Consider the following 24291-nt stretch of genomic DNA (forward strand, 5'->3'; position numbering starts at 1 on the left):
AAGGGTACGGCCCGCCGGCCGGTCGGGCCACCACCACCCTCGGCCGGGGCCACCGGGCAGCGAGCCGTCACCTGCGTGAACGCTGCGGCCGAGGTCAGCCGACGACCGCCCGAACGTACGCGGTGGCCCTGTCGTGCACGCCCGGCCACGCCTCGCCCAGCGACTCCTGGGCGGCCTCGGCCACCGGCCGCAGCTCGTGCAGCACCAGCCGGGTGAAGGCGAGCACCCGGCCCGGCCCGTACCTGTCGATCAGGTGCCGGACCGCCAGATAGGACACGCCGTAGCTGCCGGCGACCCGCTCCGCCGTGGCGTCCTCGCCCGGGGCCACGTCGTCGAGCCGGCCGGTCCACCCCGCACGGACCATCTGCCGCACCGCGGTCAACCCCTCGTACCGGTCGACCGGTTGCCCGTCGGCGGCCGCGTACTCGGCCAGGCCCTCCACCAGCCACCAGGTGCTCCGGCCGGGGTAGCCGCGTTCGGGGAGCGACGCCGCGTGGGTCAGTTCGTGCCGGAGCAGGTCGGCCAGGCCGTCGGCGCTGACCCGCTCGGCGTTCAACACCACCTCGTGGTGTCCACCCCCGACGGTCACCGCGTAACCGGCGGTCCACTCCATCCGGTCGCCGCCATACCAGCGGCGCCACTCCTGCGGCCCCGCGTAGAACACCCGGTAGCGGTCCGGGGGCGGGCCCGAGACCACGTAGTCGTCGGCGACCCGCGCCGCCGCCTCCGCCTTGGCCAGCAACTCGGGCAGCGTCCGGCGAAGCTCGGGGGTGGTGGCCACCACGGTCCGGGAGCCGTGCGCGACGACCAGTTCGCTGATCTCCCACGGCCGGGTGCCGGTGCGGGCCGACCGGGACGCCTCGACGGCCACCAGGCGGGGCTGTCCACCGTCCAGGCGCCAGCGGGTGCCGGCCACCACACTGCTCACCCGGCAGCCCGGCACCACGAAGCAGTAGCGGTACTCCACCAGCAGCCGCCACTCGCCCGGCCGTCCCGGCACCTCCGTGGGCAGATCCTGGGCCCGGACCTGCCAGCCGGTCACCCGCAGGGCACGCAGCGCCGCGTACCGGCGCAGCAGCTCGGGGTGGGCGGCGGGCTCCGCCACCGCCAGCCAGCCGGCCCGGTCGCCCGCGAGCAGCGCGGCGGCCTGCCGCTCGAGCTGCGCGGTCAGCCGCGCGGAGAGCTGGCGGGCGGCCAGCACGGTGGGATCCTCGACCTGCGGGCTCACACGGCGGACCACACCGACTCCCGCGTCGCGCACCGCGCTGGACAGCAGCGCGGCGGGCAGGCCGCAGGTGAGCAGCACGACCACGGCCACGAGCGCCGTCCACAGGGGCCAGAGGCGGCGGGGTCGCCGGTCGAGCGCGGGCATCCAGGCGGCGGCCGGCGGGGCGAGGTCGTCCCCGGCCCAGTCGGGAACAGCCGGCCCACGCGGCACGGCGACCGGCTCGGGCGACACAGCGGCAGGCTCGCCGGACGGCGCAGGGGCGGGGTCGCCCGACGGCGCAGGGGCGGGGTCGCCCGACGACGCGGGGGCAGGCTCGCCGGACGACGCGGCGGCGGGGTCGGGCGACGCCGGCGGCGCGGGTGCGGTGTCCGGTCGGGCGTCGGGCAGGGGCCTCCCGTCAGTCACCCGGCGAAGGGTACGGGCTTTCGGCCCCCAGTGGCGAGGCGCACCAACCCGACGGACGGCCACCACGCCCGCCGGTGATCCTCACCGTGGCGCTCAGTCCTGCTCGGTGGGCCACTCGCGAAAGGCGACGTCCAGTGCGGACACCATCCGCTCGGGCGGGGTCGGGAAAGTCCGGGTCCTTCGCTCCCGTCAGGACCAGCACGGGCTGCCGCACGTCGGCGACCCCCGCGGTCCAGTGCGGCTCGACGGGCTCGGCCACACCCCGGGTGGCGGCCATCCGGCCGGGTTCGCGCAGGTTGGCCACCATGGCTCGGCGGTAGGCGGCGTCGTCGGCCGGTCGGTGGACCGGGAACAGGGTGCGGTGGAACATCCCGAACAGGCGTGGGCTGCGCAGCACCGCCGCCACCGCCAGGCGCATGAGCGGGTTGAGGCGGGGCTGACCCACGAAGGCGCCGGTCAGCACCAGGCCGCCGACCAGTTCGGGGTGGTCGGCGGGGGCGTACGACGACCAGCCGGCGCTGGACTGCCCGTGCCCCCGCACGTCGACCGCGGCGACCCGCCCTGCCCGGCCGTCGCCGGCTGCCCGCCTGCCCGGCTACTTCCTGGAGGCCAGGGCCCGGGCGAAGAAGGCCAGGTTGGCGGGACGCTCGGCGAGACGACGCATCAGGTAGCCGTACCAGTCCTCGCCGTACGGCAGGTAGGTGCGCACCGTGTAACCCTCGCCGACGAGCCGGGCCTGCTCGTCGGGCCGGATGCCGTACAGCATCTGGAACTCGAATCCGTCGGGGCCACGGTCGTACCAGCGGGCCCGGTCCTCGCCGATGGCGATCAGGCGCGGGTCGTGGGTGGCCAGCATCGGGTACCCGTCACCGGACATCAGGATGTTGAGGCAGCGCACGTACGACTTGTCCACGTCCCGGGCGGACTGGTAGGCCACCGACTCCGGCTCGGAGTACGCACCCTTGCACAGCCGCACCCGGGATCCCGCACCGGCCAACTCCCGGCAGTCCGACTCGGTGCGCCGCAGGTACGCCTGGAGCACCGCGCCGGTCGACGGGTGGTCCTTGCGGAGCTTGGCCAGGATGTCGAGCGTCGAGTCGGTGGTGGTGTGGTCCTCCATGTCCAGGGTGACCGTGGTGCCCGCCGCGTCGGCGGCGGCGCAGATCGCCCGGGCGTTGTCGTAGGCGAGCTGCTCGTCGAAGGCCTGACCGAGCGCGGAGAGCTTCACGCTCACCTCGGCCGCCGGGGTCAACCCGGCGGCGGAGAGCATCGACAGCAGCCGCAGGTACTCCTCGCGGATCGAGGTGGCCTGCTCGGGGGTGACGGTGTCCTCGCCGAGATTGTCGAGGGTCACCGCGAGACCGTCGGCGACGAGTTCGCGGGTCGCGCGCAACGCGTCGTCGGTCTGGGCGCCGGCGACGAACCGGCGCACGACGTCCCGGGTGAAGGGGACCGTCGCGAGGAGCCGCTCGACCTGGGATGACCGGGAGGCGGCGAGAATGACGGTACGGAGCATGAACCGAGCGTAACGCCCCGCCCCCGACGCGCGCCGCTCGGCGACCGGTCCGCCCGACGGCCGCCCGACCGCAGGACGGCCGCGATTCGCGACCGGAACCCGGACGGCGGAGCCGTCCGGGGGACGACGGGAATGGCGTCCATCGGTTACAACCATGACGTGGACCAACGCCCCCGCCGCCGGCTCCGGTCGGCCTCCGTGCAGCTCGGCGCACTCACCGCACTGGCGCTCGCCCTGTCGGGCTGCAACATGACCTCGGACGACGACGACGATGACGACTGCGCCCTCGGGCCGGCCGGTGGTGGCGGCACCGTGGCGCTGGCCCTGCGTGCGCCGACACCCGTGCCGGGCGGGCGGACCGAGCCGGCCGCCGCCGCGCTGCCCGACAGAGGCGGCTTCGGCACCCACCTCGCCGCCTGCGGCGGCTGAGGTGCGCCGGGAGTCCGTCACCCCGCGCCCCGACTGGGACGCCACGATCCGCGCCCAGGGCCTGGTGTACGTCGACACCGAACTGCCCGACGGCGGGGTGATGTCGTACTGGGACGAGAGCGCGGCGTACGCCTTCGAACTGGACGAGGTGCTGCGGCTGGAGGAGGCCACCGAGGAGCTGCACCGGATGTCCGTGGCCGCCGCCGCGCACGTGGTCGCCCGGCACCGGTACGCCGAGTTCGGCATCCCCGACTGGGCGGCCGAGGCCGTCGCGAGGTCACTGCGGGAGGATCCGCCCAGCCTGTACGGCAGGTTCGACCTCGCCTACGACGGCAGCTGGCCGCCGAAGCTGCTGGAGTACAACGCCGACACCCCGACCGCGCTGGTCGAGGCGAGCATCATCCAGTGGTACTGGCTGGAGGACACCCGGCCGGAGGCCGACCAGTGGAACAGCCTGCACGAACGCCTGGTGGCCGGCTGGGCGAAGATCGGCGCCGGGCTGCACGACCGGCGGGTGCACGTGGCCTGGTCCAACGAGGAGGAGTCGGGCGAGGACCACATGACGGCCGGCTACCTCGCCGAGACCGCCCGGCAGGCGGGCCTGGACGTGGACCTGCTGCCGATCCAGGAGATCGGCTGGGACGGGCGGCGCTTCGTCGACCGGGCGAACCGGCCGGTCACCACCTGCTTCAAGCTCTACCCGTGGGAGTGGATGCTGGCCGAGCCGTACGGTCGCCCGGCACTGGACCCGGGCACCCCCACCACCTGGATCGAGCCGGCCTGGAAGCTGCTGCTGTCGAACAAGGCGCTGCTGGCGGTGCTGTGGGAGCTGTACCCGGGGCACGAGCTGCTGCTGCCGGCCTACCTCGACTCGCCGCGCGGGATGCCCGAGTACGTGGCGAAGCCGCTGCTCGGCCGGGAGGGTGGCTCGGTGCGCATCGTCACCGCCGACGGTGAGATCACCAATCCGGGCGACTACGGCGACGAGGGGTTCTGCTACCAGGAGTTCCGGGCGCTGCCGGAGTTCGCCGGCAACCGGCTGGTGCTGGGCAGCTGGACCGTGGACGGCGAGTCGGCGGGCGTCGGGCTACGGGAGAGCGCCAGCCTGATCACTGACGGTTACGCCCGGTTCCTGCCGCACTACATCGACGCGCCGCGCCCCGCCGAGTCGTCTACCGTTGGGGTGTGAACTTCGACGCGTACGCCCGGACCGGTGTTGACCTCGTCAACGCACGACTGGACGACCTCGACGACCTGCGGGCCATCTTCCCCGACGAGAACGCGTGGATGCGCGACGAGGTCGCGGAGCGGGACCTGGCGATCTTCCGGCGCGCGCAGAAGCGCCTGCGCGACGTCTTCGACTACGGCACCTCGGGCCGGGACGCCGAGGCGGTGTCCGAACTGAACGCGCTGCTGGAGGCCCACCCGGTGCAGCCGCGCATCTCCGGGCACGACTCCAGCGACTGGCACATGCACGTCGCCAGCCGGGGCTCCTCGGTGAGTTCCGAGTTCCTGGCCGGCGCGGTGTGGGGCCTGTCGGTGTGGTTGTGCGAGTACGGCAGCGCCCGGTTCGGCGTCTGCGCGGACGACCGCTGCGGCAACGTCTACCTGGACACCTCGTCGAACTGCTGCCGCCGGTTCTGCTCGGAGCGCTGCGCGACCCGCTCGCACGTCGCGGCGCACCGGGCCCGCAAGCGGGCCGCGGGCGGCGACCAGCCGCCGGTCGCGGCGCAGAAGACGCCGACGGACTCGTTGACCCCGGTCAGCTGACGCGCGTCGCCGGGCGGCTCCGCCGTGGCGGGCGCAGGCGTGGAGCGGCTCCGGCGCGGGCGGGCTCCGGCGCGGGCGTCGACCGGGCTCAGGCGTCGACCGGCGACGGGGTGGCCAGGTGCTGGCGGGCGAACTCCAGCGACTCCCGCAGGTCGGCCTCGCGTACCGCCCGGCTCTTCGCGCCCCGGGTGGTCACCTCCACGGCGACCGACCCGGTGAAGCCGCGCCCCGCGAGGGAGCGCAGCACCTCGGCGCAGGGCTGGTTGCCTCGCCCCGGCACCAGGTGCTCGTCGCGCCCCTCCCCCGTGCCGTCGCCGAGGTGCACGTGGGCCAGGCCGTCGCCCATCTGGTCGGCCATCTTCATCGCGTCGGTGTGGGAGGCCGCGCAGTGGGACAGGTCGAGGGTGTAGGAGGCGTACCCGGTGGCGGTCGGGTCCCATCCGGGGACGTACGGGACGAACTGCCGGCCGGCCATCCGCACCGGGTACATGTTCTCCACCGCGAACCGCAGCCCGCTGAACCGGTCGGCGACCTCGGCCAGGCCCTCGGCGAAGTTGCGGGCGTACTCGCGCTGCCAGGTGAAGGGCGGGTGCACGACCACGGTCGGTGCCTCCAGGGTCTCGGCCAGCTCGCCGGCCCTGCGCAGCCGCTCCCACGGGTCGGGGCTCCACACCCGCTGCGTGACCAGCAGGCACGGCGCGTGCACCGACAGCACGGGCACGCCGTAGTGGCCGGCGAGACCACGCAGGGCGCCCGCGTCCTGGCTGACCACGTCGGTCCACACCATGACCTCGACGCCGTCGTAGCCGAGGGCTGCGGCCAGCTGGAACGCCGCCGCGGTCCGCTCAGGGAAGACCGAGGAACTGGACAGGAGCACCGGCACGCGGGAAGTCACACTCACCAGGGTAGCCCGGCCGAGCCGGGGCGATCGGTACGGAGATTGACGAATCGGTACCGGTCGGTCCAGGGTCACCCGGGAGCGAGCTGGTCCAGCCGGCGCAGGATGACGCCCTCGCGCAGCGCCCAGGGGCAGATGTCCAGCGCGTCCACGTCGAGGCGGCGCAGCACCGCCTCGGCGACGATCGCCCCGGCGAGCAGCTGGTGGGCCCGCCCCGCGCTCACCCCCTCCAGCTCGACGAGCTGGGCGGGCGGGATGTGCCGGATGAAGCCCAGCACCTGCCGCAGCCCCCGGCGGGTGAGCCGGCGGGGCGCCCACAGGCCCGCCCCCGACGGGGCGGCCCCGGCCAGCCGGGCCAGGGTGCGGAACGTCTTCGACGTGGCCACCGCGCGTTCCCAGCCCACCTCGGCCATCCGGGCCACCACCGGGTCGAGCTGCTCGTCGACGTACTCCCGCAGCTCCTCGACCAGGTCGGCCGACGGCGGCAGGACGCTGGCCGGATCGATCCGCAGCCGTTCCCGGGTGAGCCGGCCGGCCCCCAGCGGCAGCGACGCCGCCACGCCCGGCTCCTCGTCGACACCGGCGGCGACCTCCAGCGAACCGCCGCCGATGTCCAGCACCAGCAGCCGACCGGCCGACCAGCCGAACCACCGTCGCACCGCGAGGAAGGTCATCCGCGCCTCGTCCGCGCCGGACAGCACCTCCAGCCCTACGCCGGTCTCGTCCCGGACCCGGGTCAACACCTCGGCCGCGTTGGTGGCGTCGCGGACGGCGGAGGTCGCGAAGGCCAGCAGGTCGTCGGCCTCCAGGCCGGCGGCGGCGGAGCGGGCCATGCCCACCGCCTTGACCAGGGAGTCCGCGCCGGCCTCGGTCAGGGCACCGTCGGGGCCGAGCTGCTCGGCCAGGCGCAGCACCATCTTCTCCGAGTGTGCCGGCCACGGGTGGGCGCCACGGTGGGCGTCGACCACCAGCAAGTGAACCGTGTTGGAACCTACGTCGAGGACACCCAGTCGCATGTGACGACACTAGGGCCAACGGGTTTGCACGGCTCGCCAGCCCGCGACACGTCCCGCGCGTAGGCTGTTGCGGGTGACGGGTCAGATCGAACTGCGCGTGCTGGTGGACGATCCGGCGGACCCCCGCAGCCGGGAGGTGCCGCTGGACTTCCCCCGCGAGTGGCTGGAGTTCGTCGACCCCGCCGACGACACGCACGTCGTACGAGCCGACCTGACCTGGCTGCTGTCCCGCTGGACGTGTGTGTTCGGCCGGGGCTGCCACGGCATCGTCGCCGGCCGTGCCGCCGACGGCTGCTGCTCGCACGGCGCGTTCTTCACCGACGCCGACGACGAGAAGCGGGTGCGGGCGGCGGTGCGGCGGTTGACTCCGGCGAGCTGGCAGCACCATCGGCGGGGCTTCCACAACTGGACCACCGAGGACACGGTGGACGGCACGACGCCGGCGCGGCGCACCGCCACCCGGGCCGAGAACGCCCCCTGCGTGTTCCTCAACGACGCCGACTTCCCGGCCGGTGGGGGCTGCGCCCTGCACGCGCAGGCGCTGCGCGACGGTGTGCACCCGCTGGAGTACAAGCCGGACGTCTGCTGGCAGCTACCGGTCCGCCGGGACCAGGAGTGGGTCACACGGCCCGACAACACGAAGGTGCTGGTCTCCACGCTGGCCGAGTTCGACCGGCGGGGCTGGGGCGCGGGCGGGCACGACCTCGACTGGTGGTGCACCTCGTCGACCGACGCGCACGTCGGTGCGGAGCGGATGTACCTGTCGTACGGGCCGGAGTTGACCGCGCTGATCGGCGAGCCGGCGTACGCGAAGCTGGCCGAGCTGTGCGCGGCGCGCGCCCGGCGGGGCCTGGTCGCACCCCACCCGGCCGACCCCGCCTGACCCGGCCGGGCACCAGCTGTTCGTCGGCACCGCGACCGACCCGGCGGCTCGGGCCGAGGCCGGATCAGGACCCGGTCCGGATCACGGCTCGAACTTGTAGCCCAGGCCGCGGACGGTGACGATGTAGCGCGGCGACGACGGCTCCGGTTCGATCTTGGAGCGCAGCCGCTTGACGTGCACGTCCAGGGTCTTGGTGTCGCCCACGTAGTCGGCCCCCCAGACCCGGTCGATGAGCTGCCCCCGGGTGAGCACCCGGCCGGCGTTGCGCAGCAGCAGCTCCAGCAGCTCGAACTCCTTCAGGGGCAGCTGCACGGCCTCGCCACCGACGGTCACCACGTGCCGCTCGATGTCCATGCGCACCGGGCCGGCAGCCAACGTGGGCGCTCCGGACTCGGCCACCTCGGCGGTCTGTCGTCGCAGCACCGCCCGGATGCGGGCGACCAGCTCGCGGGGCGAGTACGGCTTGGTCACGTAGTCGTCGGCACCGATCTCCAGGCCGACCACCTTGTCGATCTCGCTGTCCCGCGCGGTGACCATGATGATCGGCACGTGCGAGCGCTGCCTGAGCTGCCGGCACACCTCGGTGCCCGACATCTCCGGCAGCATCAGGTCGAGCAGCACGATGTCGGCGCCGGTCCGGTCGAACTCGGTGATGGCGGAGGTGCCCGTCGCGGCCACGGAGACCTCGAACCCCTCCTTGCGGAGCATGTACGACAGGGCGTCGGAGAACGACTCCTCGTCCTCGACCACCAGAACGCGGCTCAACGGGTTTCCTTTCGATTGCTGCTGTCAGGCCTGACGGAGCTCGGCCGGACCAGACTCGATCCCACCGGAGACCAGTGTCGCCAGGAGGTCGTCCGGGGGGCGGGCGGGCAGCCGGAGGGTGAACGTCGACCCACCTCCCAGGGTGCTCGACACGTCGACCCGTCCGCCATGGTTGCTGGCGATGTGCTTCACGATGGCCAGGCCGAGACCCGTGCCCCCGGTCGACCGGGACCGGGCCTGGTCAGCCCGGTAGAACCGCTCGAAGATCCGCTCCACGTCGGTCGGGGCGATGCCGATCCCCTGGTCGGTGACGGCGACCTCCACGTGGTCGTCGCCGCCGGTCGCGGTGATCCGTACCGTGGTGTCCTCGCCCGAGTAGTTGATGGCGTTCTCCACCAGGTTGGCGACCGCCGTGGCGAGTTGGGTGTCGCTGCCGTACGCGGTCAGCCCCCGCTCGCCGTCCACCACCACGTCGACCCGGCGGGCGGTCGCCGAGGTGCGGGTCCGGTCCACCACCTCGGAAATGACCCAGTCCATCGCCACCGGCTCCGGCGCCGGCTGCGGCTCGGCGCCCTGGAGCCGGGTCAGCTCCAGCAGCTCCTGCACCAGCCGACCCAGCCGGGTCGACTCGTGCTGGATCCGCTCGGCGAACCGCCGGGCGGCGACCAGGTCCTCGGAGAGGTCGGGCTGGCCCTCGCCGGCCGGCTCGGTGGCGTCCAGCAGCGCCTCGGCGAGCAGTTGGAGCGCCCCGATGGGGGTCTTCAACTCGTGGCTGACGTTGGCCACGAAGTCCCGGCGCACCCGGGCCAGCCGGTGCGACTCGGTCACGTCGGTCGCCTCCACGGCCACGTGGCCGCCACCCAGCCCCATCGCACGCAGGTGCACACCGAGCGGGTTCTCCGCGGCGTTGTCGCGGCCCCGGGGCAGGTCCAGTTCGATCTCGCGGCGCACGCCCGTGCGGCGCACCTGGCCGGCCAGCGTACGAACCAGGGGGTGCGCGGCGACCGAGCCCGGCCTGGCCCCGGTACGCAGCAGGCCCATCGCCCGCGCGGCCGGGTTGACCAGCACCGGCTCGTCCTGCGCGTCGAGCACCACCACGCCCGCCCGCAGCGAGTCGATCGCGCGGCGGCCGAGCCCGGCCTGCTGCTCCTCGGCGATCACGAGCCTCCCCCTGCGCCATCGGGAGCCGGCCCGGCCGCTCCCGCCCGCCGTCTGCCGGCCGGCGACGTACCGGGCCACCAGCAGGCCGGCGGCCAGTCCGGCCACCACTCCCACCACCGCCACCACCGTCACCGCCCAGTCCACCCGGCGATCGTAGGGTCATTGTTAACCTGCCTACCGCCCAGAACAGGACGAAGCACTCTCGCTTCCCGCAATGTTCATGCTCACGTCCGGCGTCGTTCACCAGCGTTCATCCACGGTCCCGTCGCCGCCCCCTAGCGTGGTCATCGCACCTGCTCACGCCGCCGAGACCGGGGCGGACACCGACCACAGGACGTGATGATGCGCGACGAGTTCCGGGCCGATCTGAAGACCGTCAGCCAACTGCTGGTGGACATGGCCGAGGGGGTGCGCGCCGCCATGCGCCAGGCCACCCGCGCCCTGCTCACCGCCGACCGGGGGGCGGCCGAGACGGTGATCGCCGGCGACGCCGAGATCGACGAGGTGTACCGGCACGTCGAGGAGCGGGTCTTCGACCTGCTCGCCCGCCAGGCTCCCGTCGCCTCCGACCTGCGCGCCATGATCACGGCCCTGCACGTCGCCGCCGACCTGGAACGGATGGGCGACCTGGCCGACCACGTCGCCAAGACGGCCCTGCGCCGGCACCCGTCCCCGGCCGTGCCGGCGGAACTGCGCCCCGTCTTCACCGACATGGCGACGATCGCCGACCGGATGGCGGCCAAGATCGGCTCGGTGCTGGCCGAACCCGACGCCGACCTCGCCGCCGAGCTGGACCGCGACGACGACGCCATGGACGAGCTGCACCGCAGCCTGTTCGGGGTGCTGCTCGGGGAGGACTGGCCGTACGGCGTGGAGACCGCCATCGACGCCACCCTGCTGGGCCGCTTCTACGAGCGCTTCGCCGACCACGCGGTGAACGCCGGCGAACACGTGGTCTACCTGGTCACCGGGGAGACCACGGCGGGCTGACCCGCGACGCGCGACGGCCCCGGCCCGTACTGGACCGGGGCCGTCGAGAGTACGTCAGCGGCCCTGGTTGGCCACGGCCGCGGCGGCCTGCTTCGCCGCCTCCGGGTCGAGATACGTGCCGCCCAGCGTGTGCGGGCGCAGCTGCGCGTCCAGGTCGTAGCGCAGCGGGATGCCGGTCGGGATGTTCAGCTTGGCGATCGCCTCGTCGCTGACCTGGTCCAGGTGCTTCACCAGGGCCCGCAACGAGTTGCCGTGCGCCGCCACCAGCACCGTCCGGCCGGCCAGGATGTCCGGCACGATCGAGTCGTACCAGTACGGCAGCATGCGCTCGACGACGTCCTTGAGGCACTCGCTGCGCGGCATCAGCTCACTGGGCAGCAGCGCGTACCGGGGGTCGCCGACCTGGGAGAACTCGTCGTCGTCCGCGATCGGCGGCGGCGGGGTGTCGTACGAGCGGCGCCAGAGCATGAACTGCTCCTCGCCGTACTCCTCCAGGGTCTGCTTCTTGTTCTTGCCCTGTAGCGCGCCGTAGTGGCGCTCGTTGAGCCGCCACGACCGGCGCACCGCGATCCAGTGCCGCTCGGCGGCGTTCAGCGCCAGCTCGGCGGTGCGGATGGCGCGGCGCATCACGCTGGTGTGCACCACGTCCGGCAGCAGGTCGTGTTCACGCAGCAGTTCGCCGCCGCGCCGCGCCTCGTTCTCCCCCTTGGCGGTCAGGTCGACGTCCACCCAGCCGGTGAAGAGGTTCTTGGCGTTCCAGTCACTCTCGCCGTGCCGCAGCAGGACCAGCGTCCCGACGGTGGGCCCTTCGCTCGCAGTCATGCGGATCATCCTGCCGCAACGGCGTCCCGGCCGCGCGGCAAGGGTGGTGACGACCACCACGTGGAAACTCCGGTGACCGGAGATCGGCCCCGACACTAGGTTGTAAGGCGCTTGGGGATGAGCGGTCATTACGAATCGGGGGCGTCCAGGTGCGGACGGTGCGGGACTGGTTGCGGGACACGACGGGCGGGCTGCCCACCACCTTCTGGTATCTCTGGGCCGGCACCCTGATCAACCGGCTCGGCTCGTTCGTGCTGGTCTTCCTCGCCATCTACCTGACCCAGGCACGCGACTTCTCCGCCGCCCAGGCCGGCCTGGTGCTCGGCCTCTGGGGCGTCGGCGGCGCGGTCGGCACCACCGTCGGCGGCACCCTGGTCGACCGCTGGGGCCGCCGGCCGACACTGCTCACCGCCCACCTGGGCGCGGCGAGCATGATGCTCGCCCTCGGCTTCGCCCGCGACCTGCCCACCGTGGCCCTGGGTGCGCTGCTGCTCGGCATGTTCGCCGAGGCGGCCCGCCCGGCGTTCGGCGCGATGATGATCGACGTGGTGCCGGAGAAGGACCGGTTGCGTGCCTTCTCGCTGAACTACTGGGCGGTCAACCTCGGTTTCGCCTGCGCCGCGGTGCTCGCCGGTGTCGCCGCCGAGGCCGGCTACCTGCTGCTCTTCGTGGTCGACGCGGCCACCACGGCGGTCACGGCGCTGATCATCTTCGTGAAGGTGAAGGAGACCCGCACGGTCACCGTCGCCGCACCGGTCGTGGGCCGGGCCCGCGCCGGTGCGCTGCGCACCATCCTCCGCGACCGGGTCTACCTGGGCTTCGTGGTGCTCAACCTGTTCGCCGCGCTGGTCTTCCTCCAGCACATCTCGATGTTGCCCATCGCCATGGCGGACTCGGGCCTGTCCCCCGCCACGTACGGCTCGGTGATCGCACTGAACGGCGTGCTGATCGTGGTCGGCCAGCTCTTCGTGCCCCGGCTCGTCAAGGGCCGCAACAGGTCGCACGTGCTCGCCATGGCGACGCTGGTGATGGGGCTCGGCTTCGGGCTGACCGCCTTCGCCGACGTCGCCTGGTTCTACGGCCTGACGGTCCTGATCTGGACCGTCGGCGAGATGCTCAACTCACCGTCCAACGCCACCCTGATCGCCGAACTGTCGCCGAGTGAGCTGCGGGGCCGCTACCAGGGGGTGTTCTCGCTCTCCTGGCAGGTCGCGGCTGCGGTCGCCCCGGTGCTGGGCGGCGTGGTGCGGGAACAGGCCGGCAACAGCGCCCTGTGGCTCGGCTGCGCGGCGATCGGCGTCCTGACGACGGTGGCCCACCTGGTCTCCGGCCCGGCGCGGGAGCGGCGCGCGAGCGCGTTGCGGCAGGTCGGGAGAACCGTCACGCCGGTGGTCGCGGTCCAGCCCCCGGCTCCGGCGGTGGCCGAGGCCGCCGCGACCGGCCCGGCGAAGGTGCCGAACCGCGGCTGACCCGCAGGTGACCCACGACACGCTGGCGCACGGCCCGTGGGATTCCTACGGTCAGGGGCGCAACTGTTAGTTAACTAACCTGTTGGAGGACCCGTGCGGGGCCTGCGCCGCTGGCTGGACGACACCGCCGGAGGGCTGCCCGCCACCTTCTGGTACCTCTGGGCCGGCCTCCTGATCAACCGTGCCGGTGCGTTCGCGATGCTCTTCCTGTCGCTCTACCTGACCGCCGCCCGCGGCGCCAGCGAGTCGGTGGCCGGCATCGTGGTCGGGGCGTACGGGGCCGGCGGCGCGGCCGGGGTGCTGCTCGGCGGCGTCCTGGCCGACCGGTGGGGCCGACGCGCCACCCTGGTCGCGGCACACCTGGTCACCGGTGCCCTGATGGTGGGGCTGGCGTTCAGCCGGCACCTGGCGGCGATCGCCGTGCTCGCCGCGCTGGTCGGGGTCGCGCACTCGATGCCGAGCCCCGCCTTCGTCGCCGCGATCGTCGACGTGGTGCCCGAGCACCGCCGGTCCCGCGCCTTCAACCTCCAGTTCTGGGCCTTCAACCTCGGCATGGCCGTGGCCTCCCTGCTGGCCGGGGTGCTGGCCGAGGCGAGTTACGTCGCGCTGTTCCTGGTCGACGCCGCCGCCACCCTCGCCACCGCCGCGTTGATCGCCTGGAAGGTCCCCGAGACCCTGCCCCGCCGCCGGCCCTCCGCCAGCACGCCCCGTCCCGCCCCACCGCCGGGTGGGGCGACCGGGCGGACGCGCCGACCGGGGCTGGGCACGGCACTGACCGACCGGATCTTCCTGACCTTCGTCGGGCTGACCTTCGTGTTGGCCGTGCTGACCATGCAGACCTCCACGATCATGCCGCTGGCGATGCGCGCCGACGGGCTGCGACCCTCGGCGTACGGGGCGGTGGTGGCCCTCGGCGGGGTGCTCATCGTCGCCGGGCAACTGTTCGTGCCCCGGCTGATCGACCGGCACCGCAAGGACCGCGTGCTGGCCACGTCCACCGCGCTGCTGGCGCTCGGCTTCGGCGCGCTGGCGGTGGCCGACGACCTCGCCGTCTACCTCGGCGCCTGCGTGGTCTGGACGGTCGGCTCGATGCTGGCGGCACCGCCGAACGCCCAGATCAACGCCGACCTGGCCCCACCGGCACTGCGCGCCCGCTACCAGTCCGTCTTCTATCTCGCGTTCCCGGCGGCGTCGTTCGTCGCGCCCACCCTGGGCGGGTTCAGTCTGCAGCACCTCGGCGACCGGCACTGGCTGATCGTCGGCGCGGCGGGACTGCTGGCCGCCGGCGGCCACCTGCTCGCCGGGCCGGCCCGCGAACGCCGGGTCGCCGCGCTGCGTCTGCGGGACGTCGAGCGGCGGGAGGCGACCCCGGCGGGCCGGTCGTGACCGTCCCGGCCGCAGGAACGCCCGCCACGACCGATCGTGGCGGGCGTCCGCGCGTACGACCGGCGGCGGCGGGCGGCACTCACCCCCGTAAGCGTCGCCCGCTCACGCCGCCGGTCCAAACAGGTGGGCACCGTCCCCCAACGGTGTGGTCCACCCGTCCCCCGACACCTCGCTCGGTGCACGGATCTGATCGATCCACCGCTCCCCCGAACGGTTCCGAGCGTGGCGCGGTTCAATAAAGCTAGTTCGACCTGGTATTCCGGTTCAACCTCAGCGCCTGTCTCGCCCGTCACAGCACGTGTCCTGCGGCACTCCGGGCCCATGGCGCCCGGTCACGGTGGCGCACACAGCGTCTACCCGTCGACCGTCCCCCTAAACGTTCAGCCGTCCTCCCGAGCGGGTGACTCGGTCCGGAAGAAGTTGCTCTGCCGGCCGTCGCGCAACTGCTCCTGGTAGATCAGGTTGAGCCCACGCTCGTCGAACGTACGGAACCACTCGTCCCAACTGATCGCACGGATCCGACCGCCCTCGCGGTAACCCGGCATGTCGAAGGTCAGCACCCCGGCACGATCCGGGCGCTCGGTGCCGCTGATCGTCGCCGGCATGGCACCGCGTTCCCGCGCCCAGCGGCGGATCACGTCGTGGTTGGTGGTGACGAGACTGCGACCCGGCCGCTCCGGCCGGTCGGCGAGCGAGCTGATCACCTGCGAGGACCGTACCGAACGCGAGGTGGCCGGCCCCGTACGGACGCCACTGCCCTTTCCCGCCGCCTCTCGTGCTCCCCGCCTCGCGGCACCGCCCCCGGCAGGAGCCTTCTTGGCCCTGGTCTTCTCCGCCCGACCGGCGGACTCCTTCTTCGCTCCCGCCTTGGCCCGATCCGGCGCGGCCTTCGCCCCGCGACCCGGCGCAGCCTTGGCCCGACCCGGCGCGGCCTTGGCCCGACCCGGCGCGGCCTTCGCCCCGCGACCCGGCGCAGCCTTGGCGCGATCCGGCGCGGCCTTCGCTGTGGATGCGCGAGCAGATTCCGTCTTCTTCGCCGCTGAGGTGCGGCCGGCTGGTGCCTTCGTGGCCTTGGCCCGGCCGGCAGGGCCCGTGCCACGACGGGCCGCCCCACCTGACCGCAACGTCTTCGCCAGCGTCTTCACCAGTTCCGGCTTGCGCAGCCCGGAAATCCCGGAGACGCCGTGCTGGCGCAGTTGCCCCCGGATCTCGTCCACCCGCAGCCGCGAGATCTCCGACTCGGAGATCCGGGGCGTGTTCGGCGTCTGGTTGCCCGGTTGCTGCTTCGTCCTGGTCGCGGTCCCGCCGCGACCCGAGCTGTTCCGCTGAGCCATGAGACGCTCACGCTCCTCGACAGTCCGTCCTCGGCGCGCGGCGGATCCCCAGTGCCGCACCGCGCGGTGCGGCATACCCGTCAGGGCCGATCCGAACCTCCGTCGGCGGAACGACCCACCCCGGCGTCCGGGCCCCGCCCGCCCGGGGTCGCCCCGCCGGCCGTCGAACCGCCCGGGGTCGCCCCGCCGGCCGTCGAACCGCCCGGAGCGGGCGACGAAGGCTCGAAGAGGTGCGCGAAGGCCGCCAGGTTCGCGGTGGATTCGCCCCGCTTGACCCGCCACTCCCACTCGCGGCGGATGGAGCTGCCGAAGCCGATCTCGAGCATCGTGTCGAAGGACTCGTCGGCGTACGTCAGGACGGCACCGAGAATCCGGTCCAGCTCGTCCGCGTCGACCCCGGCCGGGTTGACCCGCCCCGTCAGGTACACGTCGCCCACCGCGTCGATGGAGAACGACACGGCGTACATCCGGGCGTTGCGCTGCAACAGCCAGGACCACAGCTCCTCACGCCGCTCGTCCGGCTGCCGCATCACGAACGCCTCGACGCGCAGCGCGTGTTCACCGACGATCAGGTTGCAGACCGTCTTGAGCTTGTGGGTGCCGGGCAGGGTGACGGCGTACGACCCCGGGCCGGTGGACTCCCAGGCGAGCTCACGTTCGTCACAGACCGACTCGATCAGTGCCCCAAGGTCGCTCATCGCACCCACTCTACGGTCGGCGGCGGACGCCGGCCCGCCAGGCGAGCCGGCTCCACCGTGAACTCCTGCACCGCACACCGGGTCTCGGCGGACAGCTCAGCGGGAACAGGTCAGCGCCGAGCCACCGGCGAGCTCCGAGGCCAGCCGGGCCCGGTGCTCGGCGATGGCCTCGCCGTACACGGCGAGCAGGCCGGAGACCGTGCGGTCCCAGGAGAAGTTGCGGGCGTGCCGGGTGGCCCCGAGGGCCAGCTCCGCCCGGCGTGCCCGGTCGGGCAGCAGGCGACCGAGCGCGCGGGCCCAGTCGGCCGGGTCGTGCCCGTCGACCAGCACGCCACTGTTCTCGTCCCGCACGGCGGTCACCAGGCCACCGACGGCCGCCGCCACCACCGGCGTACCGCAGGCCTGCGCCTCCAGGGCGACCAGGCCGAACGACTCGTTGTACGAGGGCACCGCGACCAGGTCGGCGGCCCGGTACAGGGCCGGCAGATCGTCGCCGGTCTGCGGGGGCAGGAACCGCACCCGGTCGGCGACGCCGAGCGAGGCGGTCAGCTCGATCAGGGCGGTCGGGCGGTCCAGGCCGCTGCCGCTGGGACCGCCGCAGATCACCACGGTGACCTCCCGGGCCAGCTCCGGATCCCGCTCACGCAGCTCGGCGACCGCGCGGATCAGCACGTCGGGGGCCTTCAGCGGCTGGATGCGGCCGACGAAGGCCACCACGTACCCCCGCTCGGGCAGGCCGAGACGGCGGCGCGCGGCGGCGGCGGCCCCGGGCAGCGGCCGGAAGCGGTCCAGGTCCACGCCGGGTTCCACCACCGAGACCCGGGTCGGGTCGGCGTCGTACCGGTCGATGAGGTCACCGGCCTCGACCTTGGTGTTCGCGACCAGGCGGTCCGCCTCCGCGACGACCTGCTCCTCGCCGATCACCCGGGCCTTCGGCTCGGGCCGGTCACCGGCGGCGAGCTGGGCGTTCTTGACCTTGGCGAGGGTGTGCGCGGTGTGCACCAGCGGCACGCCCCACCGCTCCTTGGCCAGCCAGCCGACCTGCCCGGAGAGCCAGTAGTGGGAGTGGATCAGCTCGTAGTGGCCCGGGGCGCGGGCCGCCTCGGCGCGCAGCACGCCGGCGGTGAAGGCGCACAGCTGGCCGGGCAGTTCCTCCTTGGTCAGCCCTTCGAGCGGGCCGGACGGGACGTGCCGGACGTGCACCCCGGGCGTCATCTCCACGACCGGGGGGAGGTCACCGGAGGTGGCCCGGGTGAATATCTCCACCTCGACGCCGGCTGCGGCGAGTCGCCGGGCGACCTCCAGGATGTAGACGTTCATCCCACCCGCGTCGCCCGTGCCGGGCTGGTGCAGCGGCGAGGTGTGCACCGAGACGGTCGCGATCCGCCGGGGCCACGGGCGGGCACCTCGCTGCCGGCCCACACCGGTGTGCATCCTCGCCACGTCCGCTCCTTCAGTCACGGTTCATGCCGTCCACACGACCGGCGCTTCTCGGTCAACCGCCACACCGCGTGTCATCTTCCCGATCGCCCACCCACAATGCCCCGGCAAGGTCCCGGGGGCGTGACGGAACTCATCGCCGCACCGGCGGCCGGCGGGCCGGTGGGCGGGGTGAAAATGGTCGGATGACTCCTGTCGCCATCGTCACCGGAGCGTCGAGCGGCATCGGCGCGGCCACCGCACGCCGGCTCGCCGCCGAGGGCTTCCACGTCCTGGCCGCCGCGCGGCGCACCGACCGGCTGGCCGAGCTGGTCGAGCGGATCGCCGCCGACGGCGGCACCGCCACCGGTGTCGCTTGCGACGTCACCTCCGACGAGGCGGTGGCCGGGCTGGCCGCGACGGCGCAGGCGGCGCCCGGCCCGGTCACCCTGCTGGTCAACAACGCCGGCGGGGCACGGGGCCTGGACCCGGTGGAGTCCGGCTCGGTGGCCGACTGGCAGTGGATGTACGACGTGAACGTGCTCGGCACCCTGCGGGTCACCAAGGCCCTGCTGCCGGCGCTGGAGGCGTCCGGCGCCGGCACCGTCGTGATCGTCTCGTCGACGGCCGGTTTCACCGTGTACGAGGGCGGCGGCGGGTACACCGCCGCCAAGCACGCGCAGACCGCGGTGGCCGGCACGCTGCGCCTGGAGCTGTGCGGCCGACCGGTACGGGTGGTCGAGATCGACCCCGGCATGGTGCGCACCGACGAGTTCGCGATGGTCCGGTTCGCCGGGGACGCGGACCGGGCCGCCGCCGTCTACGAGGGGGTGGCCGAGCCGCTGGTCGCCGACGACGTCGCCGACTGCATCGCCTGGTGCGCCACCCGTCCGCAGCACGTCAACGTGGACCGTCTCGTCGTCCGGCCACTGGCGCAGGCCGCCCAGCACAAGGTGCACCGGGGGTGAGCCCGTGAGGCCGCTCGGCGTCGTCACCCGGGGCACCACGAACCCGAACCGGCTGCGCCGGGTGGACAACTGGATCGTCGAGACCTGCGGTGACCCGCTGCGGGCGGCGGCGGACCCGCTGGTGGTGGATCTCGGCTACGGCGCCACCCCCGTCACGGCGGTGGAGCTGCGCGCCCGGCTGGCAACGGCGGTCCGCGGCGACGTGCGGGTGGTCGGGCTGGAGATCGATCCGGTACGCGTCGCCGCCGCCCAGCCCGCCGCCGACCCACCCGGGCTGACCTTCGCCCGGGGCGGCTTCGAGCTGGCCGGGCTGCGGCCCACCCTGGTCCGGGCGTTCAACGTGCTGCGCCAGTACGACGAGGGGCAGGTCGCCGACGCCTGGTCGACGGTCACCGGGCGGCTGGCACCGGGCGGGTCGCTGGTCGAGGGCACGTGCGACGAACTGGGCCGGCTCGGCGGCTGGGTGCGGGTGGACGGCGAGGGGCCCCGCACCCTCACCCTGGCCGCCAAGCTGACGACCCTGCACAGCCCCGCCGAGCTGGCTGAGCGGCTGCCCAAGGCGTTGATCCACCGCAACGTGCCGGGCGAGCGGGTGCACGACCTGATCCGGGCCCTGGACGACGCCTGGCGGGCCGCCGCCGGCTACGCCCCCTTCGGTCCCCGGCAGCGCTGGCTGCACACGGTGGCTGCCGTACGCGACCTGGGCTGGCCGGTCCTGGGCGGCCCCCGCCGCTGGCGGCTGGGCGAGGTCACCCTTCCCTGGCCCGCCGTCGCCCCCACCTGAGCCGATCCGGCACCGAGGGCACGCGAGGAATCACCAGAGCCGGGATGCTCTGCGTTCTGGCCGATCAGCCCAGCGAGTCCTCGTCGGCGGGCCGGGGTTGCCGGTATTCCTTGATCCACTGCTCGATGTCCTCGGCGAGCCACACCTTCATACCGCGCAGTTCCTGGTACGGCTTTGGGAAGGTCGGGTACCGGGCGAGCTGCTGGAACCGCTGCCGCGAGACGTTCAGGCGCTGAGCGATCTCGTAGGGCCCCATGAGCTGCCCCGGCCCTCGGTCCATGCCCTGAACGTAGGCAGACACGCGGTAGTCAATTAGCTATTGCCAGTTGACTAACCCCCTGGCTGACCGGGATCGTGGCTCCATGCCGCGAAACGTGCGATACGACCAGTACCTGCTGGCAGCAGCTATGACCCTGGCCCGGCGGCATCGGCCGGTGTGGTCGTGGGTGAAGTGGCGGCGGGTCTGCCGGTGCGGGGGTGACCTGCCCTGCCGAACCAGACACCGGATACCCATCAACCGGGGGCACTGGCCAGGTGAACACCGATGACCCGGCACGACCCGGCCACACCCTCCGCTGGCCGTGCGCGGGTGGATGGGGTGAAGCCGGGTGACGTGGTGCTCGTCGGGGCGGAGTGCTCGGTGCAGTTCGCGGGAGATCGCGCCCTGCGGTTGCGGGTGTCAGCAGACCCGAAGCCCACGTACGACGGGTGGATCTGGATTGCCGGGTACGTCCTCGACGCACGGGGCCTGGCCACGGACAAGCGCGAGGTGTTCGTCATGAAGGCCGGGCTGCGGGTTGCCCCGGCACCCGCCATCGGGAACCCGGGGCACCAGAGGCGGCGACAGGTCGTTCGTAAGGGCTGAACGTCAGATGGTGCAGTTGACCAGGACGGGTTCGGGGTGGAGGGTGACGCCGAAGCGGGCCCGGACCCCGTCGCGGATGTCGCGGGCGAGAGCGACCAGGGCCCGGGTGCTGGCGGTGCCGGTGGGGTTGGTCAGCGCCAGGGTGTGCTTGCTGGAGATGGCCACGCCCTCCGGCCCCGGGTACCCCTTGCCGAAGCCCGACTTGTCGATCAGCCACGCCGCGCTGACCTTGACCACGTCACCTGCGCCGGGCCAGGCCGGCGGCTCCCCCACGTCGGCCGCGCGCTCGCGCAGCAGCTCGTACGCGGCCCGGTCGAGCACCGGGTTGGTGAAGAAGGAGCCCACCGAGCGGGTGTCGGGGTCGGTCGGGTCGAGCACCATGCCCTTGCCGGCGCGCAGCCGCAGCACCGTGGCTCGGGCGTCGGCCAGTGGCACCCGGTCGCCGGCCTCGACGCCCAGCGCCTTCGCCAGTTCGGCGTAACGGACCGGGCCGGACAGCGGCGACCGGGTCAGCCGGAAGTCCACCGAGAGCACGACCCAGCGGTCGCTGTACTTGAAGACGCTGCCCCGGTACGCGAACCCGCAGTCCGTGGCGGTGATCCGCCCGACGCTGCCGGTGACCCGGTCGAGCACCTCGACGCCGGTGATGGTCTCGGCGACCTCCTGCCCGTACGCGCCGACGTTCTGGATCGGGGTGGCGCCGGTCGAGCCGGGGATGCCGGACAGGCACTCCAGGCCGGACCAGCCGTTGTCGACGGTGGCGGCGACCAGGTCGTCCCACGGTTCGCCGGCCTCGACGCGTACGGTCACGGTGCCGGCGTCCTGTGTGACGACCCGCAGCCCTCGCGAGCGGACCAGGACCACGGTGCCGGGGAACCCGGCGTCGCCGATCACCACGTTGCTGCCGCCGGCGAGGACGAGCACGGGCTCGTCCCGGTCCGCGGCCTCGGTGACCCGGGCGACGAGGTCCCCGGCACTGGTCGCGGCGACGAGACGGCCGGCCGGCCCGCCGAGGCGTAGGGTCGTGTATCGCGACAGTTGACCCGTGGTGACGGGTTCGGCTCCTGATGTCGGCTGGGCGTGGACGTCTGACACGTCTCTCACCCTAGGCTGAGGGGTAGCCGCGGCACCCACTGGTGGCCCGGTCACCCCCGGGAGGATGGCGATGAGCAGATTGCACGGCACCAAGGACTTCTGGATCTCCGCCCTGCGGGCGGACGGCCCGGCGTTCGCTGCGGCGGTGGCCGAGGCTCCGCCGGAGACACCGGTGTTGTCGTGTCCGGGCTGGACGGTCACCGACCTGGCCCTGCATCTCGCTGGCGTCTACCGGTGGGTGCACGAGGTCGCCGGTTCCGGCGCGGCGGCACCGCCGCCCGCGCGTGCGGAGCGGGTGGAGCCGAGGCCGGGCGACACCGCGCTGGGGTTGTGGCAGCAGGCGTACGACCAGCTCATGGTGCTCTTCGACGGCCTCGACCCGGAGGCCCCGGCCTGGAACTGGGCGCCGCAGCCGAAGCGGGCGGGTTTCTGGCCGCGCCGGATGGCGCACGAGACGGCGGTGCACCGGTGGGACGCGCAGCTCGCCATCGGGGCGGGCGACCCGGTCGAGGCGAAGCTCGCGGCCGACGGGGTCGGTGAGGTGCTGGACACCTGGCTGCCCGCCGGGCGGCGGCGGACGGCCGGCCAGTGGCACGGGGTGGTGCGGTTGACGGCGACGGACGCGGCGCAGGAGTGGTTCCTGCGGCTACGTGGTGAGGGGGTGGCCCTGCTGGACACGGCGACCATCTTCGACCACGACGACCACCATGCCCGGGTGCAGGCCAGCGGCCCCGCCAGCGACCTGCTGCTGGCGCTGTGGGGTCGGGTGAGCTTCGACTCGCTGAGCGTCACCGGCGACCGGAGCCTGCTGGAGGGCGTGCGCACGGGCTGACCGCGCCGGATCGCGTCCACCGCCACGGGCGGCTCTCTCCGCGGAGGGGGCCGCCCGTGGCTGTTTCGTGATCGGATTGCGAGAGAGCGCTCTCTTGACAGTGCTGCCGGCGGCGCGCACCCTACGTGAGAGCGCTCTCAACTCACCTACCACCACCCGTCCGACCTGGGAAGGGGTCACCCCAATGGGTGCATTTCCGCGCCGCCGCCTCGCGGCTGTCGCCTTGGCCGCCGCCAGCTCGCTGCTCCTCACCGCCGGCTGCGCCGGCGGCGACGACGACGCCGGGGACGGCACGATCACACTCACCGTCGACGTGTTCGGGCAGTTCGGCTACGAACAGCTCTACCAGGAGTACATGGCCGCCAACCCCGGCGTGAAGATCGTCGAACGGGGCACCGGCGGCAACCTCGACGAGTACTCGCCGAAGCTGACCCAGTGGCTCGCCGCCGGCAAGGGCGCCGGTGACGTCGTGGCCATCGAAGAGGGCCTGATGGTCGAGTACAAGGCCAACCCCGACAACTTCGTCAACCTGCTCGACCACGGTGCCGGCGAACTCAAGGGCAACTTCCTCGAGTGGAAGTGGAACCAGGGCCTCACCGCCGACGGCCAGAAGCTGATCGGCCTCGGCACCGACGTCGGCGGCATGGCCATGTGCTACCGCACCGACCTGTTCGCCAAGGCCGGCCTGCCGACCGACCGTGAGGAGGTCTCCAAGCTCTGGCCGACCTGGCAGGACTACATCGCCGTCGGCGAGAAGTTCGTCGCCGCCAAGACCGGGGCGGCGTTCCTGGACGCGGCCACCAACACCTTCAACACCATCGTGTTGCAGACCGCCGGCAACGCGCAGGGCTACCACTACTACGACACGAGCAACAACCTCGTCGTCGACAGCAACCCGGCCGTGAAGCAGGCCTGGGACACCACCATGGACATCATCGACTCCAACCTGTCCGGCAAGTACGGCTCCTGGTCGGAGGAGTGGGTCTCGGCCTTCAAGCAGGCGAAGTTCGCCACCATCGCCTGCCCCGCCTGGATGACCGGTGTCATCGAGGGCAACGCCGGCCCCGAGGCCAAGGGCAAGTGGGACATCGCCCGGGTGCCCGGCAACGGCGGCAACTGGGGCGGCTCGCACCTCGCCGTGCCGAAGCAGAGCAAGAACCAGGCCGAGGCGATCAAGTTGGTCAAGTTCCTGACCAGCGCCGAGGGCCACATCGGCGCGTTCAAGGCCAAGGGCCCGCTGCCGTCCTCGCCGCAGGCGCTGGACGACCCGGCCATCGTCGAGTCGACCAACGCGTACTTCTCGAACGCGCCCGTCGGCACGATCTTCGGTGAGGGCGCCAAGACCCTCAAGCCGGTCTACATGGGCCCGAAGAACCAGGCCGTGCGTACCGAGGTGGAAAACGCCGTGCGCACCGTCGAACTCGGCCAGCGCACCCCCGAGCAGGGCTGGCAGGCCGCCGTCGACAACGCCAAGAAGGCCGCCGCCAAGTAGCCCGCCACCCCCTCGCCCCGCCCCGCCCCGCCGATCCGGAGGTGGCCGTCGCAGCCGTCCGCTGGC

At 73.1% G+C, this 24291-nt stretch carries 25 protein-coding genes; 12 read left to right on the forward strand and 13 right to left on the reverse strand.

The genetic code is table 11. The features are described 5' to 3' along the window. Positions 1 to 94 precede the first annotated feature (94 nt). From GA0070616_RS09725 to GA0070616_RS09735, 3 genes are read right to left on the reverse strand one after another with little or no spacing between them, the layout of a single operon-like run. Positions 95 to 1633, reverse strand: a complete 1539-nt coding sequence (locus GA0070616_RS09725; RefSeq protein ID WP_245712714.1) for a hypothetical protein — start codon at positions 1631 to 1633, stop codon at positions 95 to 97. Then, complete coding sequence (locus tag GA0070616_RS09730) at positions 1626 to 2174, reverse strand: alpha/beta hydrolase (protein WP_245712715.1); 549 nt, start codon at positions 2172 to 2174, stop codon at positions 1626 to 1628. The genes GA0070616_RS09725 and GA0070616_RS09730 overlap by 8 nt, the downstream gene beginning before the upstream one ends. A 54-nt stretch (positions 2175 to 2228) precedes the next feature. Further along, positions 2229 to 3149 (reverse strand): proline dehydrogenase family protein, encoded by a 921-nt coding sequence (locus GA0070616_RS09735; protein ID WP_091079695.1) that lies wholly within the window; start codon positions 3147 to 3149, stop codon positions 2229 to 2231. A gap of 132 nt (positions 3150 to 3281) precedes the next feature. Between GA0070616_RS09735 and GA0070616_RS09740 the strand changes: the two genes are divergently transcribed. The 3 genes from GA0070616_RS09740 to GA0070616_RS09750 are packed head-to-tail and all read left to right on the forward strand — an operon-like array spanning position 3282 to position 5348. Continuing rightward, positions 3282 to 3578: a hypothetical protein gene (locus GA0070616_RS09740; protein ID WP_245712716.1), complete on the forward strand. Its 297-nt coding sequence runs from the start codon at positions 3282 to 3284 to the stop codon at positions 3576 to 3578. A gap of 1 nt (position 3579) precedes the next feature. After that, positions 3580 to 4767, forward strand: a complete 1188-nt coding sequence (locus tag GA0070616_RS09745; protein WP_091079698.1) for a glutathionylspermidine synthase family protein — start codon at positions 3580 to 3582, stop codon at positions 4765 to 4767. After that, on the forward strand, positions 4764 to 5348 hold the full coding sequence (locus GA0070616_RS09750; RefSeq protein ID WP_091079702.1) for a CGNR zinc finger domain-containing protein: 585 nt from the start codon (positions 4764 to 4766) through the stop codon (positions 5346 to 5348). Before GA0070616_RS09745 ends, GA0070616_RS09750 begins: the two co-directional genes overlap by 4 nt. Before the next feature lie 88 nt (positions 5349 to 5436). Here GA0070616_RS09750 and GA0070616_RS09755 read toward each other — a convergent pair whose 3' ends face one another. Further along, entirely contained in the window at positions 5437 to 6243 is an 807-nt protein-coding gene (locus tag GA0070616_RS09755) for a sugar phosphate isomerase/epimerase family protein (RefSeq protein WP_175440021.1), read from the reverse strand. Between the two features lie 74 nt (positions 6244 to 6317). After that, on the reverse strand, positions 6318 to 7262 hold the full coding sequence (locus GA0070616_RS09760) for a Ppx/GppA phosphatase family protein (protein ID WP_091079705.1): 945 nt from the start codon (positions 7260 to 7262) through the stop codon (positions 6318 to 6320). Between the two features lie 73 nt (positions 7263 to 7335). Between GA0070616_RS09760 and GA0070616_RS09765 the strand changes: the two genes are divergently transcribed. Next, on the forward strand, positions 7336 to 8145 hold the full coding sequence (locus GA0070616_RS09765; RefSeq protein ID WP_091079707.1) for a DUF3109 family protein: 810 nt from the start codon (positions 7336 to 7338) through the stop codon (positions 8143 to 8145). Between the two features lie 81 nt (positions 8146 to 8226). On the opposite strand, the gene GA0070616_RS09770 is transcribed toward GA0070616_RS09765, so the two are convergent. Further along, the gene (locus GA0070616_RS09770) at positions 8227 to 8910 is read right to left on the reverse strand and encodes a response regulator transcription factor (protein ID WP_091079709.1); all 684 of its coding nucleotides are present in this window, start codon (positions 8908 to 8910) and stop codon (positions 8227 to 8229) included. A gap of 24 nt (positions 8911 to 8934) precedes the next feature. Then, a complete protein-coding gene (locus GA0070616_RS09775) occupies positions 8935 to 10215 on the reverse strand; it encodes an ATP-binding protein (protein ID WP_091079713.1) in 1281 nt (426 codons plus the stop codon). Between the two features lie 198 nt (positions 10216 to 10413). On the opposite strand from GA0070616_RS09775, the gene phoU reads away from it, so the two are divergent. Further along, positions 10414 to 11061 (forward strand): phosphate signaling complex protein PhoU, encoded by a 648-nt coding sequence (gene phoU, locus GA0070616_RS09780; protein WP_091079717.1) that lies wholly within the window; start codon positions 10414 to 10416, stop codon positions 11059 to 11061. 54 nt (positions 11062 to 11115) lie between these two features. Here phoU and GA0070616_RS09785 read toward each other — a convergent pair whose 3' ends face one another. Further along, on the reverse strand, positions 11116 to 11883 hold the full coding sequence (locus GA0070616_RS09785; protein WP_091079721.1) for a phosphoglyceromutase: 768 nt from the start codon (positions 11881 to 11883) through the stop codon (positions 11116 to 11118). A gap of 149 nt (positions 11884 to 12032) precedes the next feature. Between GA0070616_RS09785 and GA0070616_RS09790 the strand changes: the two genes are divergently transcribed. Next, positions 12033 to 13352, forward strand: a complete 1320-nt coding sequence (locus GA0070616_RS09790; RefSeq protein WP_091079724.1) for an MDR family MFS transporter — start codon at positions 12033 to 12035, stop codon at positions 13350 to 13352. A 93-nt stretch (positions 13353 to 13445) separates the two neighbouring features. Next, the gene (locus GA0070616_RS09795) at positions 13446 to 14738 is read left to right on the forward strand and encodes an MFS transporter (protein ID WP_091079728.1); all 1293 of its coding nucleotides are present in this window, start codon (positions 13446 to 13448) and stop codon (positions 14736 to 14738) included. A 380-nt stretch (positions 14739 to 15118) separates the two neighbouring features. Here GA0070616_RS09795 and GA0070616_RS09800 read toward each other — a convergent pair whose 3' ends face one another. From GA0070616_RS09800 to mshA, 3 genes are all read right to left on the reverse strand, one after another. After that, entirely contained in the window at positions 15119 to 16072 is a 954-nt protein-coding gene (locus GA0070616_RS09800; RefSeq protein WP_175440022.1) for a hypothetical protein, read from the reverse strand. An 80-nt stretch (positions 16073 to 16152) separates the two neighbouring features. Next, complete coding sequence (locus GA0070616_RS09805; RefSeq protein ID WP_425412934.1) at positions 16153 to 16770, reverse strand: type III secretion system chaperone family protein; 618 nt, start codon at positions 16768 to 16770, stop codon at positions 16153 to 16155. Between the two features lie 96 nt (positions 16771 to 16866). Then, a complete protein-coding gene (gene mshA / locus GA0070616_RS09810; protein ID WP_091079737.1) occupies positions 16867 to 18213 on the reverse strand; it encodes a D-inositol-3-phosphate glycosyltransferase in 1347 nt (448 codons plus the stop codon). A gap of 182 nt (positions 18214 to 18395) precedes the next feature. Here mshA and GA0070616_RS09815 point away from each other — a divergent pair, with 182 nt between their 5' ends. After that, the gene (locus tag GA0070616_RS09815; RefSeq protein WP_091079742.1) at positions 18396 to 19157 is read left to right on the forward strand and encodes an SDR family NAD(P)-dependent oxidoreductase; all 762 of its coding nucleotides are present in this window, start codon (positions 18396 to 18398) and stop codon (positions 19155 to 19157) included. A 4-nt stretch (positions 19158 to 19161) separates the two neighbouring features. After that, positions 19162 to 19941, forward strand: a complete 780-nt coding sequence (locus GA0070616_RS09820; RefSeq protein WP_091079746.1) for an SAM-dependent methyltransferase — start codon at positions 19162 to 19164, stop codon at positions 19939 to 19941. 64 nt (positions 19942 to 20005) lie between these two features. Here the strand turns inward: GA0070616_RS09820 and GA0070616_RS09825 are convergent, their stop codons facing one another. Next, positions 20006 to 20221: a helix-turn-helix transcriptional regulator gene (locus GA0070616_RS09825; RefSeq protein ID WP_245712717.1), complete on the reverse strand. Its 216-nt coding sequence runs from the start codon at positions 20219 to 20221 to the stop codon at positions 20006 to 20008. A 264-nt stretch (positions 20222 to 20485) separates the two neighbouring features. On the opposite strand from GA0070616_RS09825, the gene GA0070616_RS09835 reads away from it, so the two are divergent. Further along, positions 20486 to 20806: a hypothetical protein gene (locus tag GA0070616_RS09835; RefSeq protein ID WP_091079754.1), complete on the forward strand. Its 321-nt coding sequence runs from the start codon at positions 20486 to 20488 to the stop codon at positions 20804 to 20806. Positions 20807 to 20809: 3 nt separating this feature from the next. On the opposite strand, the gene GA0070616_RS09840 is transcribed toward GA0070616_RS09835, so the two are convergent. Beyond that, positions 20810 to 21901 (reverse strand): UDP-N-acetylmuramate dehydrogenase, encoded by a 1092-nt coding sequence (locus GA0070616_RS09840; RefSeq protein ID WP_091079758.1) that lies wholly within the window; start codon positions 21899 to 21901, stop codon positions 20810 to 20812. 70 nt (positions 21902 to 21971) lie between these two features. Here GA0070616_RS09840 and GA0070616_RS09845 point away from each other — a divergent pair, with 70 nt between their 5' ends. Both GA0070616_RS09845 and GA0070616_RS09850 read left to right on the forward strand, forming a co-directional pair. Then, entirely contained in the window at positions 21972 to 22733 is a 762-nt protein-coding gene (locus GA0070616_RS09845) for a maleylpyruvate isomerase family mycothiol-dependent enzyme (RefSeq protein ID WP_091079761.1), read from the forward strand. Between the two features lie 184 nt (positions 22734 to 22917). Beyond that, positions 22918 to 24225, forward strand: a complete 1308-nt coding sequence (locus tag GA0070616_RS09850; protein ID WP_091079764.1) for an ABC transporter substrate-binding protein — start codon at positions 22918 to 22920, stop codon at positions 24223 to 24225. Positions 24226 to 24291 lie beyond the last annotated feature (66 nt).

The sequence above is a fragment of the Micromonospora nigra genome (assembly GCF_900091585.1).
GTDB lineage: Bacteria > Actinomycetota > Actinomycetes > Mycobacteriales > Micromonosporaceae > Micromonospora > Micromonospora nigra.

Coding starts and splice junctions, on each gene's coding strand:
- GA0070616_RS09735 (WP_091079695.1), bottom strand. CDS start 3,149: ATGCTCCGTACCGTCATTCTCGCCGCCTCCCGGTCATCCCAGGTCGAG.
- GA0070616_RS09740 (WP_245712716.1), top strand. CDS start 3,282: ATGGCGTCCATCGGTTACAACCATGACGTGGACCAACGCCCCCGCCGC.
- GA0070616_RS09760 (WP_091079705.1), bottom strand. CDS start 7,262: ATGCGACTGGGTGTCCTCGACGTAGGTTCCAACACGGTTCACTTGCTG.
- phoU (WP_091079717.1), top strand. CDS start 10,414: ATGCGCGACGAGTTCCGGGCCGATCTGAAGACCGTCAGCCAACTGCTG.
- GA0070616_RS09785 (WP_091079721.1), bottom strand. CDS start 11,883: ATGACTGCGAGCGAAGGGCCCACCGTCGGGACGCTGGTCCTGCTGCGG.
- GA0070616_RS09800 (WP_175440022.1), bottom strand. CDS start 16,072: ATGGCTCAGCGGAACAGCTCGGGTCGCGGCGGGACCGCGACCAGGACG.
- GA0070616_RS09805 (WP_425412934.1), bottom strand. CDS start 16,770: ATGAGCGACCTTGGGGCACTGATCGAGTCGGTCTGTGACGAACGTGAG.
- GA0070616_RS09815 (WP_091079742.1), top strand. CDS start 18,396: ATGACTCCTGTCGCCATCGTCACCGGAGCGTCGAGCGGCATCGGCGCG.
- GA0070616_RS09825 (WP_245712717.1), bottom strand. CDS start 20,221: ATGGACCGAGGGCCGGGGCAGCTCATGGGGCCCTACGAGATCGCTCAG.
- GA0070616_RS09835 (WP_091079754.1), top strand. CDS start 20,486: ATGACCCGGCACGACCCGGCCACACCCTCCGCTGGCCGTGCGCGGGTG.
- GA0070616_RS09845 (WP_091079761.1), top strand. CDS start 21,972: ATGAGCAGATTGCACGGCACCAAGGACTTCTGGATCTCCGCCCTGCGG.
- GA0070616_RS09850 (WP_091079764.1), top strand. CDS start 22,918: ATGGGTGCATTTCCGCGCCGCCGCCTCGCGGCTGTCGCCTTGGCCGCC.